This window comes from Geomonas diazotrophica, from assembly GCF_019063885.1.
In the GTDB taxonomy this organism is placed as follows: Bacteria; Desulfobacterota; Desulfuromonadia; order Geobacterales; family Geobacteraceae; genus Geomonas; species Geomonas diazotrophica.
Genome location: NZ_CP077684.1, coordinates 960,122 through 974,474, shown reverse-complemented (window position 1 = coordinate 974,474; position 14,353 = coordinate 960,122). Strand labels below are relative to the sequence as shown.

Sequence of the window (14,353 nt, the reverse complement as noted above, 5' to 3'; positions counted from 1 at the left end):
AAAGCCGCGGCGCAAATAGCGCCTGCGGCTTTATTTTTGTCCGCGCCTTCACTAGCGGCAAAGGGCGGTGACTTCGATCTCCACCAGGACGCCGCGCGGCAGCCCCTTGACCTCGACGGTGCTGCGTGCCGGCGGGTTTTCCTGGAAGTGGGCCCCGTAGATGCCGTTCACGGTGGCGAAGTCGCCCATGTTGGCCAGGTAGATGGTGGTCTTGACCACGTCCTGAAAGCCGAGGCCGGCGGCCGCGAGCAGTGCGCCGATGTTCTTCATCACCTGCTCGGTTTCCGCCACGACCCCTCCCTGCACCACCTCGCCGGTGGCCGGATCGAGCGCTATGGCGCCGGAAAGAAAGAGAAAGCCCCCGGCTTTCACACCCTGGGAATAGGGACCGATCGCCTTGGGTGCGTTTTCAGTGCTGATGATTTCCTTCATGCCTTCCTCCTTGATGCTGTCTTCAACTCCTGCAAACGCTTCTTCTCCCTTTGGGATAAGTCGGGGTGAGGGGATCGCCCCCACGCACCACCCTGCCTCTTCGCAGCGCCCTCCCCCCTGCCCCTCTCCCGGAGCGCGAGGGGTAGAAGGAAGCTAGCTCTTCAACCGCTCCACCTTGATGACCCCCTTCACCTTCATGATGGCGGCGAACACCTTCTTCAGGTGATCGAGATCGGTCACGTCCACCTCGAAGAGGTTCTCTCCACGCTTGTCCAGGGTGCTCTGGATGGAGGCGCTGGAGATGTTGGCCTCGCAGTTGGTGATCGCGGTGGCGATGTTGGCGAGAATCCCCTTCTCGTCGTTGCACACCACCCGGATCTTGACCGGGAGCGCGCTCTTTTTCCCCTTGTTCCAGGCCACCTCGATGCGCCGCTCGGGCTCGAGCGCCATGGCGAAGGGGCAGTCGGCAGTGTGCACGGTGACGCCGCGCCCGCGGGTGATGAAGCCGGTGATCTCGTCGCCGGGAAGGGGATTGCAGCACTTGCCGAAGCGCACCAGCACGTCCTCGACGCCGTTGATCTGGATGGCGGAGGAGGATTTCCCTTTGAGCGCCCCGATCACCTTGCCGATGCGGGTTTCCTTCTGCTCCTTGGCCGCCTCTATCTTGTCGGCCGGAACCAGCTTGCCGACCAGCTGGTTCGCGGAGAGCTTCCCGTAGCCGACCGAGGCCATCAGGTCGTCCTCGGTCTGGAAGCCGAACTCCTGGGCCACCTTTTTCAGCTCGCCCGTCTTTTGCAGCTTGCCGAAGTTCAAGGAGTAGCGGCGGAAATCCTTTTCGCAGATCTCGCGCCCGAGGGTGATGCTCCTCATCCGTTCCTCGGTCTTCACCCAGGCCCTGATCTTGTTGCGCGCCCGCGAGCTCTTGACGATCTTGAGCCAGTCCTTGCTCGGGGTGTGGTGCGGCGATGTGATCACCTCGACGATGTCGCCGGTCTTCAACTCGTACTTCAAGGGGACCAGCTTGCCGTTCACCTTGGCGCCTACGCAGCGGTGGCCGACGTCGGTGTGCACCGAGTAGGCGAAATCGATGGGGGTGGACCCTTTCGGGAACCCCTTCACGTCCCCCTTCGGGGTGAAGATGAAGACGTCCTCCGGGAAGAGCTCGACCTTCACCGTGTCCATGAACTCCTTGGAGTCGTCCAGCTCCTGCTGCCACTCGAGAAGCTGCCGGATCCAGGTGAAGCGGCGCACCTCCTTCTCGTCGTACCCCTTCCCTTCCTTGTACTTCCAGTGCGCCGCGATGCCGCTCTCGGCCACGCGGTGCATTTCGGCGGTGCGGATCTGCACCTCCATCCTCTCGCCGTAGGGGCCGATGACCGTCGTGTGCAGCGACTGGTACATGTTCCCCTTCGGCATGGCGATGTAGTCCTTGAAGCGCCCGGGGATCGGCTTCCAGGTGGAATGGATGATCCCCAGCACCTCGTAGCACTCGCGGATGTCGTCCACGGAGACCCGGATCGCGATCAGGTCGTAGATCTCGTCGATGTCGACGTTTCGGCTCTGCATCTTCTTGTAGATGGAGTAGAGGTGCTTGGAGCGGCCGGAGACGTCCCCCTTGATGCCGTGCTCCTCGAGCTGCTTCTTGATGATGTCCTTGACCGTGGCGACGTAGGACTCGCGCTCCTGCTTCTTCTTGGCGACCTTGCCCGCCAAGTCGTAGTAGAGCTGCGGCTCCAGGTAGCGGAAGGAGAGGTCCTCCAGTTCGCCCTTGACCCAGGAGATACCGAGCCGGTTGGCGATGGGGGCGTAGATGTCCAGCGTTTCCTTGGCGATGGTGCGCTGCTTGGGCTCGGGCTGGTACTGCAGGGTGCGCATGTTGTGCAGGCGGTCGGCGAGCTTCACCAGGATGACCCGGATATCGGTGGCCATGGCGAGCAGCATCTTGCGGAAGTTCTCCGCCTGGCTCTCCTCCTTGGTCTTGAAATGGATCTTGCCGATCTTGGTGACACCGTCCACCAGGCGCGCCACCTCGGCGCCGAAGAGCGACTCCAGCTCCTCGTGGGTGGTCAGGGTGTCCTCGACGGTGTCGTGCAAAAGACCGGTTACCACGGCAGGGAGGTCCAGCTTCAGGTCGGCCAGGATCCCCGCCACCTCCATCGGGTGGATCAGGTACGGCTCCCCCGAGAGCCGGGTCTGCCCCTGGTGCACCTTGGCGCAGAAGACGTAGGCCTTGCGCAAAAGGTCCAGGTCCGCGCCCGGGTTGTACGAGGAAACCTTGTCGAGTATGTCGTTGAGTCTTATCATCGCGCCCGTTTCATCCGGAAAAAGAAGGGGCTAACAGCACCGGGGCAGATGCCCCGTCAGCCGATAGCCCCAGCCGGTTTGAAAAAAAGGGAGACCCGTGCATGCGTCTCCCTCTCGATCTGTTAACGACCTTTCTTGCCGATCTCGCAGCCGATCTTGCCGGCGGCGATTTCCCTGAGGGAAACGACCACGTTCTTGTTGGCGCCCCTGTTGTCGATGAGCGGCTTCGCGCCCTTGAAAAGCTGCTTCACCCTCTTGGAGGCGAGCATGACCAGGAGAAAGCGGTTGTCCACCTTCTCGAGGCAATCTTCTACGGTAACCCTTGCCATAAGTGAAATCCCCTTTGTGATATTAAACATCTAAATCGTGAAGATCCTGGAAAGGCCTTGCAGCAGGCGGGTGGTGCGGCACTGCTCGGCAATCAGCACGCTTTTCAGCTGGTCCAGGGCCACGGAAAACTTGTCGTTGACGATGATGTAATCGTACCAGCGCGCTTCCTTGATCTCGCCGGCGGCGTTGTGGATCCTGCGCTCGATGACGTCCTGCGAGTCGGAGGAGCGGTTGTCCAGGCGGCGCCTGAGCTCCTCGATACTGGGCGGGAGTACGAAGACGTAGACCCCTCCTTCGAAACGCCCTTTCAGCTGCCGCGCACCCTGGCAGTCGATGTCAAGGATAAGGTCGATCCCCTCGGAACGGGATTCCTTGAGGGTGGCAAGCGAAGTCCCGTAGAAGTTGCCGTGCACCTCGGCCCACTCGGCAAACTCCCCGGCCTCAACCATCCGGTCGAACTCTTCCTTACCCACAAAAAAATAATCACGCCCGTGCACCTCTCCGTTCCGGGGAGGGCGCGTCGTGTAGCTGACAGAATGCCGCAAGTTAGGAAAGATGTCAATTATTTCCTTACAGAGCGAGGTCTTGCCCGCCCCCGAAGGGGCCGAAATCACGTACAGTACGCCTTCACGTTTCATAGTTCACCCGTTGCCGTTGTCGGGATCCGCTACGAAAAGAGGCAAGCGGAACCCCCAGACTGTAAAGTTCCCCTACTCTATGTTCTGCACCTGCTCGCGGATCTTCTCCAGCTCCGCCTTCAGCTCCACCACCAAGGCCGCCATCTGGGCATCGTTACCCTTGGAGCCGATGGTGTTCACCTCGCGGTTGATCTCCTGGAGCAGGAAGTCGAGCTTTCGTCCCACCGGCTCGCTCTTGGCCAGCGTCTCGTCGAACTGGCGCAGGTGGCTCTCCAGGCGCACCAGTTCCTCGGTGACGTCGCACTTGTCCGCCATGACCGCGACCTCCTGGACCAGGCGTTCCTCCGGAAGGGATGCCTCACCAAGGAGCTGCGCGATCCTCTCCTTCAGGCGCTGGCCGTACTCGGCGATCACCTGCGGGGCGCGATCGGCCACGCTGCCGATCAGCCGGGCCAAGGTTTCGCGGCGCCTCTGGAAGTCGGCGTAGAGGGATTCCCCCTCGAACAGGCGCATCTCGTCCACCCGGCGCAGGGCGTCCTCCAGGGCGCTCACCAGTTCCTGCGGGATCTCCTCGAGGGTCGCCTCGGCCTCGGCGGCGACGGTGACCACGTCACGCTGCGACGCGACCAGGGCGAGATCGACCTCGCCGGAGAGCCCAAGCGCCTCGCCGATGGCCTGGAACGCCTTGAGATACCCCCGCGCCAGCGGCAGGTTGGCCGTCGGCACCCCGAGCGCCACCGCGTTCTCCACCTGGATGAAGACGTCGATCTTTCCGCGGACCAGCGTCTCACCCACCCGCTTCTTGATCTCGTTTTCGAACTGCAGCAGCACGCGCGGGAGCTTCACGGTGATCTCGCCGTAGCGATGGTTCACACAGCGCACCTCGACGATGAAACGTCCACCTTCGTGGACGGCCTCGCCCTTCCCATACCCGGTCATGCTCTTTATCATGCCTTCTCCTTGTCCCCGCTCTTCAAGCTAGCGGGATTGCCAAAGCTTTTGTTCCCAGCGCCACGCGTCGGCGACGATGGTGTGCAGGTCGTTGTAGGACGGACTCCACCCAAGGACGGTACGGATCTTGTCGGCGACGGCGACCAGGCTGTCGGGGTCGCCGGGACGGCGCGGCGCCTCGTTGACCTTGAAGTCCACGCCACTCACCTCCTTCACCACCTTGATCACCTCGCGTACGCTGCTCCCCTTGCCGTACCCCACGTTGATGACGTCGGAAGTCCCGCCCCCCTCGAGGTAGCGCAAGGCCGCCAGGTGCGCCGAGGCGAGGTCCTCGATGTGGATGTAGTCGCGGATCCCGGTGCCGTCGGGGGTGGCGTAGTCGGTGCCGAAGATGGAGACGCCGTCGCGAGCGCCCAGTGCCGCCTGGCAGGCGACCTTGATCAGGTGGGTCGCCTCAGGCGTTCTCTGCCCCATGCGCGCCTGCGGATCGGCGCCGGCCACGTTGAAATAGCGCAACGCCACGTAGGAGAAGCCGTGGGCGAAGGCGGCGTCCCGCAGCATCCACTCGCTCATCAGCTTGGAGGTGCCGTAGGGGTTGATGGGGGCGGTGCGGCTATCCTCCGAGGCGCATCCCTCCTCGGGCATGCCGTAGACCGCGGCGGTGCTGGAGAAGATGAAACGCTCGACGCCGTGCTCGACGCAGGCCTGCAGGAGGTTCAGCGTGTTTCTCGTGTTGTTGCCGTAGTACTTGAGCGGCAGGGTCACCGACTCCGGGGCGATGATGGCAGCGGCGAAATGGAGTACCGACTTGGCGCCCGTCTCCCTGAGGATCTTTCTTATCCCGTCCTGGTCGGCCAGGTCGCCGTTGACGAGCCGCTCCCCGTGCACCAGCGCGTCTGCAGAGCCGGTGGAGAGGTTGTCGTAAACCACCACCTCGTGCCCCGCCTCGGAGAGCTGTCTGACCACGTGACTTCCTATATAGCCGGCGCCGCCGGTAACGAGGATCATACTCAAAGCAATTCCCTCCATCACAAAGATAATGAAAGAGGGTCTAGCCATTGGACTAAACCCTCGACACGCGGCAACGGGGCAGGTACGGATGCTGACAGTTCCCCTGTCCCAGACTCAAGCGCAGCGCCGATCCTTGTGCAAGCGATCGCGTAAAGTTATAACACCTACCCCAACACAGCGCAACGCTTAAATCGCCGGTTTGCCTGAGCGCTTCCGGCACTAGGCTACTGGCACTGCCACCAATAGTTCCCCCTTCTGACCTTCTGTGCCAAAACGTCACCTGAAAAAAGGAACCTGAATAGCGGTGAGCGAAGCGGCGGTGGTTTTCAGCTCTGCGGCAGCGCCCCCGGCTCCTCCAGCCGGTGCACCTTCATCAGGTTCGTCGTGCCGGGGCTCGACAGCGGGCTCCCCATGGTGATCACCACGAGGTCCCCCTTATCCAGCCACCCCATGGCAAGCACCGCCGCCTCCACCGAGAGGATCTGCGACTCGGTGTCCCCCTCGATGTCGACCCGCAGCGCGTGCACCCCGGCGTAGAGAGCGAGCCGGCGGCGCACCTGCTGCGAGGGGGTCACCGCGATGATGGGCTGCGCAGGGCGGTACTTGGAAACCAGCGCGGCGGTGCTTCCGGTCTGGGTGAAGGCGAGGATGGCCGAGGCATTGACGCTCTCCGCCGCGCGGCAGGCCGCCATGCCGATCACCTCGGAGATGTCGGGAAGGATCCCCTGCCCGTTGGGCGCCTTGCAGCACTGCGCCATGAGCTGGGGGTCGTTCTCGATGTCGCGCGCCACCTGCACCATCATGGAGACCGCCTCGATGGGGTATTTGCCGGAGGCGGTCTCGGCGGAAAGCATGATGGCGTCGGTGCCGTCGAGTATCGCGTTGGCCACGTCCGAGGTCTCGGCGCGGGTCGGGCGCGGGTTGTTCACCATGCTCTCCAGCATCTGGGTCGCCGTGATCACCGGCTTTCCTGCATCGTTGCAGCTACGGATGATGCGCTTCTGGATCAGGGGCACCTTCTCGGGGTTCAACTCCACCCCCAGGTCGCCGCGCGCCACCATGATGCCGTCGGACACCCTGAGGATGGCTGCGAAGTTGAGCACCGCCTCCGGCTTCTCGATCTTGGCGATGATGCGCAGCGACGAACCGGCCCGGTCAATGATCTCCTTGAGCTCGGTCACGTCCGAGGCCTCGCGCACGAAGGAAAGGGCGACGTAGTCGAGCTGCTGGTCCATGCAGAACTGCAGGTCTTCCCTGTCCTTGTCGGTGAGCGCGGGGGCGGATACTTTGGCGCCGGGGAGGTTGATCCCCTTGCGGTCCTTGAGCAGTCCGCCGGTCACGACCTGGCAGCGCACGTCCTCCCCGGAGACGGCGAGCACCTTCAGCTCCATCAGCCCGTCGTCCAGCAGAATGCGGTCCTCCGGCTTCACGTCGCGCGGCAGCCCCTTGTAGATGGTGGGGATGACGTTGTCCTGTCCCAGCACTTCCCGGGTGGTGACGACCACCTCGCTGCCGGCAACAAGCTGCATCGAGCCGCCGACCATGAGGCCGGTGCGGATCTTTGGTCCCTGCAGGTCGCCGAGGATGGCCACGGCGTGCTCGTGCTCCTGGGAAAGCTTCCGGATATGGCCGATCACCGCGGCCTTGGAGGCGTAATCGCCGTGGGAGAAGTTGAGACGGAAGACGTCGACGCCGGCGTGGATCAGGGCGTCCAGCATCTGTTCGGAATCGGAAGCGGGGCCGACGGTGGCTACGATCTTGGTGCGACGGAACATGGGTTCTCCTGGTCGAGCCGGACGAGCGCGGGGGGACGGTCCATAGGGACCATCCGCCGCGCGCCGCCGGCTCGCGAAAGGGGGATGTGCGGTTTGAGGAACGACCCTAAATAATTACCCGAAATCGGGGCGGGGCGCAATGTGTATCGGCAGGTTTTTGCTGGGGGTTTTGGCGGTCAGCCGTTTTGCAGCTCGCGCCAGCGGAAGCAGTCGACGGTGTGATCGTTCACCATCCCTACCGCCTGCATCATGGCGTAACAGATGGTGCTCCCCACGAAGCGGAAGCCGCGCCGCTTGAGGTCGCGACTCAACCTTTCCGAGACCCCGCTCGCGGCGGGCACCTCGGAAAGGCTGCGCCAGGCGTTTTGGACGGGGACGCCGTCCACGAAGCGCCACAGGTAGGCGTCGAAGGAGCCGAACTCCTGCTGCACCGCGAGGAAGGCGCGCGCGTTGTCCACCGTCGAACCTATCTTCAGGCGGTTGCGGACGATGGAGGGGTCGGCCATGAGTCGGGCCGTGTCCGCGTCGGAGAAGCGGGCCACGAGCTCGGGATCGAAGCCCGCGAAGGCGCGGCGGTACCCCTCGCGCTTTCTCAGGATGGTGATCCAGGAAAGCCCCGCCTGCGCCCCCTCCAGGGTGAGGAACTCGAAGAGGAGGCGGTCGTCGTGCACCGGCACCCCCCATTCGAGGTCATGATAGGCACAGTAAAGGGGATCGTTCCCGGCCCAGCCGCAGCGGTTCGGGCTAGTCGCGGCCGTGACGGTCGCGGTCAAGGTCCCTCTCCTCCCTGCGCTGCTCGTGTTCGCGGTGTTTCTGCTCTTTTCTCTGCTCCTTATCGAAGCGCTTGTCTTCCTTTCTCTGCTCCTTCTCGAAGCGCTTCTCTTCCTTTCTCTGCTCCTTGGCGTACCTCTTCTCGTCCTTTAGGTGCTCGTGGCGCGCCTTCCAGTACCCCCGGTCGCTGCGGTGCCTGCCGTGGTAGTGGTCGCGGTCGTGCTGGTAGACTGCGTACTCGCGGGCACGGTACTCCCGGATCCGCTCTATGCGGTAGCGGCGCAGCGGCGAGGGGAGCTCGCGGTACCCGACCGGGACCCAGCCGCCGCGGTTGTTGGGAGAGCGGTACCAGCGCCCGTCACGGAAGACGAAGTAGACGTTGTTGAGGTAAAAGAGGTCGTAGGGGACCCCCACCGCCACGTAGAAGCCAAGCGGCTGCGGGTAGATGAACTCGACGTCCTCCTCGGGCTCGTCGTAGTAGGGCTCCGGCTGGTACACCGGCACCGGGGCCGGCGCCACCACGACCGGGCGGGGGGCGGGAGCCGGGGCCACCACCACGGGTCGCGGCTCGTTGCCCAGATGAATGTTGACGTCCACTCCGACGTTGCCTGCCTGGGCCTGGGCGAGCATGAGCGGCAGGGCCACGGCCTGCAGCACGAGGGCACGCGCTATCTGTTGTATCGTTGACATCTAGTTCCTCCTTGGATGATGAGGTCAGCCTGCGACACTCAACGGTTTGGAATCATCTTCAAGCCCGGAAAAGCGCTTGACGTAGCTGGTGAAATCCTCCCCGGGCATGGGGGGGGCGAAGTAGAAGCCCTGTGCCTCGTCGCAGCGCCGGTCCGCCAGGAAATCGAGCTGGTCGTCGCTCTCGACCCCCTCGGCGATGACCTTGAGCTTCAAGCTGTGGGCCATGGAGATGATGGCCTCGGCGATTGCCGCGTCATCGCTGTCGGTGACGAGGTCGGCGATGAAGGAGCGGTCGATCTTGATGGCGTCGATGGGGAAGTGTTTCAGGTAGTTGAGCGAGGAATAACCGGTGCCGAAGTCGTCGATGCTGAGCCTCACCCCCATCTTTTTCAGCGCCTGCAGCGCGTCGATGTTCTTCTCGGCACGTTCCATGATGACGCTCTCGGTGAACTCGAGCTCAAGGGAGCTTGGGCGGACCCCGGTCTCCTCGATGACGCTGGCGACCGTCTGCAGGAAGTCGGGTTGCCGGAACTGCCGCCCCGAGATGTTGACGGCGACCTTGAGCCCCGGGCAGACGCCGTCCCACGCCACCGCATGCAGGCAGGCCTCCCTCAGCACCAGGTCCCCCAGGTCGAAGATGAAGCCGCAGGACTCGGCGATGGGGATGAACTCGTCCGGCCCCACCATGCCGAACTCGGCGCTGTGCCAGCGCAAAAGCGCCTCGGCGCCGGTCAGTCGCAGGGTCTTCAGGTCCCACTGGGGTTGGAAGTAGAGGTAGAACTCACCCCGGGCCAGCCCCTGGCGCATCCCCGTTTCCAGCGCCACGCGGCGCATGGTGACCTGGTTCATCTCCTGCGAGAAGAACTGGTAACCCGCCTTCCCCTCGCTCTTGGCCTGGTAGAGCGCCGCGTCGGCGCAACGCAAGAGGCTCTCCACGTCCCGGCCATCCTCAGGGTACAGGGCGATGCCGATACTGGTGCTGCCGTAGAGCTCCTCCCCGTCGATGATGAAGGGCTCCGCGAAGAGGGCCTGCAGCCTGGCGGCGGTTGCCGCCACCCCCTCCTCACCCGGGACCGGGTTGATCACGATGACGAACTCGTCCCCGCCGAGCCGTGCCAGGGTGTTGGAATCGCACAGGCAACCGGCGAGCCTTGCCGCCACCTCCTGCAGGAACTTGTCCCCCACCTCGTGCCCCTTGGAACTGTTCAGGTCCTTGAAGTTGTCCAGGTCGAGAAAGAGCAGGGCCAGCTCGCGCCGCTCACGCTGGGCGAGGGCAAGGGCCTGGTGCAGGCGGTCCATGAGGAGCGCCCGGTTGGGGAGCTTGGTGACGCTGTCGTAGTAGGCGAGGGTCTCGAGCTGCTGCTCGCAGAGCTTGCGCTGGGTCATGTCCTCGCAGGCGGTCAACAAGCCGAGGTAGTCCCCGCCGGCGTTTCTGATCGGAAGAGAGGTCAGCTGAACCGGAAAGATCTTGCCGTCCTTGCACACGTTCAGGCACTCGCGTTTCCACAGTCCCGCGGTCCGGTGGTTGATCCGTTTCCCCCCAGCCTTGGCCTCTGGGGCCAGCATGCGGGCCGGCCTGCCGATCAGCTCGATGCAGGCGTAGCCATGCATCGCCGCCTCCGCCTGGTTCACGTAGACGATCTTCCCTTCCTTGTCGCTGATGGTGATCCCGGCACCGATGGGAAGGAAGTCGATGGTTTCCTTCAGCATCGCAAGGCGCTCCTCGTCCTGCTGCAGTTGATCGAGCGACTGCAGCGAGCAGGAACCCGGCTGCAAGCTCCGTGGTGGGTCGATAGCCGCATCGTGCATGAGGGTCTCTCCTGCCGCCGGCCTGCTGTGGCCTCGGCATGAATATCTGGGATTGACGGAAAAAGTCGATGGGGAGAAGGCGGCTGCCCGACCGCGCCGATCACGCCGGCGAAGAGGGAAATGTTTGGGAGAAAATCATTAGAAGCGGGCAAAAAAAAACGGGTTGCCGGTATCTTAGCTGGACCTTTGCTAGATATTTCGGCAACCCGGCTGTCTCAGGGAGACCCTTGGGCTTTCCGTCCCACCCTCGCGGATGGTTTAGTATTATCGTTTATCTTTTTTCCGGTGCTGTCCGTTCTGGCACGCTTAGAGCCGGGCTCGTTAGCCCCTCCGATTGTCTCCGGCAACCGTTACTACCCTTGCCATCGAGTAGAAGGTTTAACCAGATGAGGAGGGAAATGTCAAATGAAATTAAGCTCATCATGAGGGAGAGGCCGGGCAGACGCCGCCCTCGCCAGGTCATGAGGCCTGGTAGGCGGTCATTTTCTGCTGCCGGACCGGGACGGTGACCGTCACCTCGGTCCCCTTCCCCACAGTGGAACGCACGTCGATATCACCTCCGTGCCGCTTGACGATGCCGTAGCAGACGGTGAGTCCGAGCCCGGGCCCCTTCCCTACCGGCTTGGTGGTGAAGAAGGGGTCGAAGATCTTGGCCAGGTTCTGCGGCGGAATGCCGCAGCCGTCGTCGCGGATCACCACCGAGACCTGCAGCGGCTCCCCGTATTTCTTCACGAGGCCGGTGCTGATGTCGATCCGGCCGCCGTTGGGGAGAGCGCTCTTAGCGTTCTGCAGGAGGTTAACGTATACCTCCAGCAGCTTCACGAAGTCCCCCTCGATCCGGGGCACCTCCGGGTCCAGATCCAGACTGACATCGATCTTTTGCTCCTCGAAGGGCCCCGACATGATATCGAGGGTGTCCTTTAGCACCTCGTTGATGTCCATGTCGCTGAAGTTGCAGCGGGCCTGTGTGGTGAAGCGGACCAGATCCTCGACGATCTTCTGGCAGCGGACCGCGGCGCTCTCGATGCTCTCCAGCACGTCGATCCCTTCCATCAGGTCCGGGTCGATGGGATTCGCCAAGGCGTTGCTGCGCAGCATCTGGATGGCACCCAGGATCCCCGCCAGCGGGTTGTTGAGCTCGTGCGCGGCACCCGCGATCACCTCGCCCAGCGTCGCCATCTTTTCCGACTGGATCAGCTTGGCCTGGGCCTCCTTGAGGTGCCGGGTCTTCTCCTCCACCATCTTCTCCAGGCGGCTGTTCAGCTCCCTGCGCTGTTCCTCTACCTGCTTGCGCTCGGTGATGTCCCGGATGATGACCTGGATCGCCTGCTGTCCCTGGAAGACGATCCCCGTCGCCACCGCCTCCACGTCGATCACGGTCCCGTCTTTTTGCACCATGCGCGATTCCCGCAGCGGCGAAGGCTCACCGGTTTCCTCGATGCGCTGGATGCGCTCGAGCACCATGGCGTGGAATTCAGGATCGACGAAGGAGAAGATCGACTGGCCGACCAGTTCCTCGGGGCGGTCCACACCGAGAAGCACGCAGGCCTGCTTATTGGCGCACAGGTAGCGCCCGCCGCTTTGCACCAGGATCGCTTCCGGGGCGTTCTCGAACAGCTTGCGGTAACGGTCCTCGCTCTGCGTCAGTTCGGCCTCCATCTTCTTGCGCTCGGTGATGTCGCGGAAGATCCCCCTCGTGCTGATCGCCTGCCCGTTACTGGTGTTGCAGTTGATGCTCCCCTCGAGGATGATGCTCCGCCCGTCCTTGGCGACGAACTCCACCTCTACGCGGGGGATCCTGGCCCCGCTCTTCAACTGGTCAAACATGGTGGCGCAGTGGCTCTGGCAGCAGGGCTTGATCACGTCGAAGATGTTCATCGAGGCGAGGTCCTGGTCGGAATACCCCATGGTCTTCTTCCAGGCGCTGTTCACGTAGATGAAGTTCCCCTTGGCGTCCACGCTCTGGATCAGGTCGTTGGCGTTCTCCAGGATGTCGCGATAACGCTCCTCGCTCTCCCGCAGTTCCTCCTCGGCCCGCTTTCTGTCGGTTATGTCCAGGAAGCTCTCGATCAGGTGGTCCCGCCCGTACAGTTTCACCCGCGCCACCGTTTTCACGACTGTGATGGAGGCGCCGTTGGGCCTTAGCAGCTGTCGCTCGGCGTTGTCGATGCGCTGTCCCTGGTCGGTGATGGGGCAGTGACCGTCCTGTTCGGGGCAGATGAAGCAGTGGCAGACGGAGCCGACCACCTCCTCCCTCCCGGTACCGATCATCTCCACCGCCTTGGGGTTGGCATCGACGATGGTGTGGGTTTCGGCATCGATGATGACGATGCCGACCTGGACGGTGTCGAAGACGGCGCTCAGCCGCTTGCGGCTCTCCTCCAGTTCTCCGGCGACGTGGCTGAAATCGAAGCAGGCTCGGGAGGCGGGCTCTTCCCCGGCGGCCGCGTTCTGAGAATTGAATGTGTTAGACATGTAATACTCCTGGAATGTTGGGCTGCGGACCGGCCGCCGAGGTCAGCTGCTCGCGGCCAGATCCTTCAGGATCTTCTTGGCATCCCGGTTCCCCTGGGCGGCCGCCCGCCGGAACCAGACCTCTGCCTTCTCTTGATCTGGCGCCGGAACGGCGAGCCCCTGCAGGTACATCATGCCGAGGTCGTACTGGGCGCTGTCATAACCGGCGTCTGCGGCCTTCAGGAGCAGATCGAACGCCTTTTTGAAATCCTGGGGTACCACGTCCCCCCGAATGTAGACGAAGGCCAGGTTCCACAGCCCCGGTGCGTACCCCTGGTTCGCCGACTTCTCGTACCATTTAAGCCCCTCCTGCTTGTCCAGCGGGACCCCCACCCCGGAGGAGAGCATCACCCCGAGCTTCATCTGGGCCTCGGGGTTCCCCTGCTCCGCCAGCGTCCTTATGGCCTTCAGATCGGTGCCGTCGTACCCGTACCCCGGCCCGGCGCCGACGACGACCATCAAGCACATCCATAACACCACCTGTTTCAATTTCATGGCACCCACCTTTCGCATGGAAATAGAATCGTTTCTATGCATTTTACTTGCCAGAACGCACGACGAGGTGGCGGCTCGGCGCCCCGGGGGGAGCGGTGTGGTGAAGGGGCGGGGGTGCGGCGACGACAGGGAAGGCTCGGCACGCATCCTGCTACGGTAACCCCCGCCGATGGCACATTGGCCGGTGTAAAATGCGGGAACGAACCCCCTCTCCCGCTCGAAGCGGTGCTGTCTACGCGCTAACGCAAGGGAAGTTGGTCATTTGCCCCACGGGGGGGCTTGACACCTGCACCGCCGTCGCGGATGGGCAGCAGGGGGCCCGGACTCGTCCCGGGAGGGCATTGCTGCTGCAAAAGCCCCACTTCTTTGCGTCAAATCGCGCAGCGACGAGAAAATTGCCCCGGAGGGCCGCGAGACCGCCCGTTCTCCTCCTCAGCGGCGGACGACGCGGGGCAAATGCCGCAAAAGTGGGTGATATCACCCATCACCTGGGTGGGATCCGGGTTTCGGCCCGGGAAGGTCAGCCTCTGCTGTCGTCTGCAGGGATCACGTCACATGCGAAAAAAACGATACACAAATTATTAAATAAATGATAAAGTCCGGCCGCCTGCTGACCGGCATGGGGAGCCGTCC

12 protein-coding genes and 1 riboswitch are annotated in these 14,353 nt (G+C 63.2%); all 12 genes read right to left on the bottom strand.

Going from position 1 to position 14,353, the window contains the following annotated elements; all coding sequences use genetic code 11:
* Positions 1-51: 51 nt before the first annotated feature.
* The 12 genes from KP003_RS04225 to KP003_RS04170 all read right to left on the bottom strand — a co-directional run bounded on the left by KP003_RS04225 (position 52) and on the right by KP003_RS04170 (position 13,720).
* On the bottom strand, positions 52-432 hold the full coding sequence (locus tag KP003_RS04225) for a RidA family protein (protein WP_216498463.1): 381 nt from the start codon (positions 430-432) through the stop codon (positions 52-54).
* A 153-nt stretch (positions 433-585) separates the two neighbouring features.
* Entirely contained in the window at positions 586-2,736 is a 2,151-nt protein-coding gene (locus KP003_RS04220) for a RelA/SpoT family protein (protein ID WP_216498464.1), read from the bottom strand.
* Between the two features lie 122 nt (positions 2,737-2,858).
* Positions 2,859-3,065: a DNA-directed RNA polymerase subunit omega gene (gene rpoZ, locus KP003_RS04215; protein ID WP_085813544.1), complete on the bottom strand. Its 207-nt coding sequence runs from the start codon at positions 3,063-3,065 to the stop codon at positions 2,859-2,861.
* 30 nt (positions 3,066-3,095) lie between these two features.
* A complete protein-coding gene (gmk, locus tag KP003_RS04210) occupies positions 3,096-3,704 on the bottom strand; it encodes a guanylate kinase (RefSeq protein ID WP_216498465.1) in 609 nt (202 codons plus the stop codon).
* A 72-nt stretch (positions 3,705-3,776) separates the two neighbouring features.
* Positions 3,777-4,655: a YicC/YloC family endoribonuclease gene (locus KP003_RS04205; RefSeq protein ID WP_216790692.1), complete on the bottom strand. Its 879-nt coding sequence runs from the start codon at positions 4,653-4,655 to the stop codon at positions 3,777-3,779.
* Positions 4,656-4,682: 27 nt separating this feature from the next.
* A complete protein-coding gene (gene galE, locus KP003_RS04200; RefSeq protein WP_239027655.1) occupies positions 4,683-5,663 on the bottom strand; it encodes a UDP-glucose 4-epimerase GalE in 981 nt (326 codons plus the stop codon).
* Positions 5,664-5,992: 329 nt separating this feature from the next.
* Positions 5,993-7,441, bottom strand: coding sequence for a pyruvate kinase (pyk, locus tag KP003_RS04195; protein WP_216790691.1), 1,449 nt, complete (start codon positions 7,439-7,441; stop codon positions 5,993-5,995).
* Positions 7,442-7,617: 176 nt separating this feature from the next.
* Entirely contained in the window at positions 7,618-8,214 is a 597-nt protein-coding gene (locus tag KP003_RS04190; RefSeq protein WP_216498468.1) for a DNA-3-methyladenine glycosylase I, read from the bottom strand.
* Complete coding sequence (locus KP003_RS04185) at positions 8,186-8,902, bottom strand: hypothetical protein (RefSeq protein ID WP_216498469.1); 717 nt, start codon at positions 8,900-8,902, stop codon at positions 8,186-8,188. The genes KP003_RS04190 and KP003_RS04185 overlap by 29 nt, the downstream gene beginning before the upstream one ends.
* 24 nt (positions 8,903-8,926) lie before the next feature.
* The gene (locus tag KP003_RS04180) at positions 8,927-10,711 is read right to left on the bottom strand and encodes a putative bifunctional diguanylate cyclase/phosphodiesterase (protein WP_216790689.1); all 1,785 of its coding nucleotides are present in this window, start codon (positions 10,709-10,711) and stop codon (positions 8,927-8,929) included.
* Between the two features lie 197 nt (positions 10,712-10,908).
* Positions 10,909-10,984: riboswitch (cyclic di-GMP riboswitch) on the bottom strand.
* A gap of 186 nt (positions 10,985-11,170) precedes the next feature.
* A complete protein-coding gene (locus tag KP003_RS04175) occupies positions 11,171-13,186 on the bottom strand; it encodes a PAS domain-containing protein (protein ID WP_216790687.1) in 2,016 nt (671 codons plus the stop codon).
* A 42-nt stretch (positions 13,187-13,228) separates the two neighbouring features.
* Positions 13,229-13,720, bottom strand: coding sequence for a tetratricopeptide repeat protein (locus KP003_RS04170; protein WP_216790685.1), 492 nt, complete (start codon positions 13,718-13,720; stop codon positions 13,229-13,231).
* Positions 13,721-14,353: the final 633 nt, after the last annotated feature.

Excerpts from the sequence above, each read along its gene's own strand:
- KP003_RS04225 (WP_216498463.1), bottom strand. The coding sequence starts at position 432 with ATGAAGGAAATCATCAGCACTGAAAACGCACCCAAGGCGATCGGTCCC.
- KP003_RS04220 (WP_216498464.1), bottom strand. The coding sequence starts at position 2,736 with ATGATAAGACTCAACGACATACTCGACAAGGTTTCCTCGTACAACCCG.
- rpoZ (WP_085813544.1), bottom strand. The coding sequence starts at position 3,065 with ATGGCAAGGGTTACCGTAGAAGATTGCCTCGAGAAGGTGGACAACCGC.
- gmk (WP_216498465.1), bottom strand. The coding sequence starts at position 3,704 with ATGAAACGTGAAGGCGTACTGTACGTGATTTCGGCCCCTTCGGGGGCG.
- KP003_RS04205 (WP_216790692.1), bottom strand. The coding sequence starts at position 4,655 with ATGATAAAGAGCATGACCGGGTATGGGAAGGGCGAGGCCGTCCACGAA.
- galE (WP_239027655.1), bottom strand. The coding sequence starts at position 5,663 with ATGATCCTCGTTACCGGCGGCGCCGGCTATATAGGAAGTCACGTGGTC.
- pyk (WP_216790691.1), bottom strand. The coding sequence starts at position 7,441 with ATGTTCCGTCGCACCAAGATCGTAGCCACCGTCGGCCCCGCTTCCGAT.
- KP003_RS04185 (WP_216498469.1), bottom strand. The coding sequence starts at position 8,902 with ATGTCAACGATACAACAGATAGCGCGTGCCCTCGTGCTGCAGGCCGTG.
- KP003_RS04180 (WP_216790689.1), bottom strand. The coding sequence starts at position 10,711 with ATGCACGATGCGGCTATCGACCCACCACGGAGCTTGCAGCCGGGTTCC.
- KP003_RS04175 (WP_216790687.1), bottom strand. The coding sequence starts at position 13,186 with ATGTCTAACACATTCAATTCTCAGAACGCGGCCGCCGGGGAAGAGCCC.
- KP003_RS04170 (WP_216790685.1), bottom strand. The coding sequence starts at position 13,720 with ATGAAATTGAAACAGGTGGTGTTATGGATGTGCTTGATGGTCGTCGTC.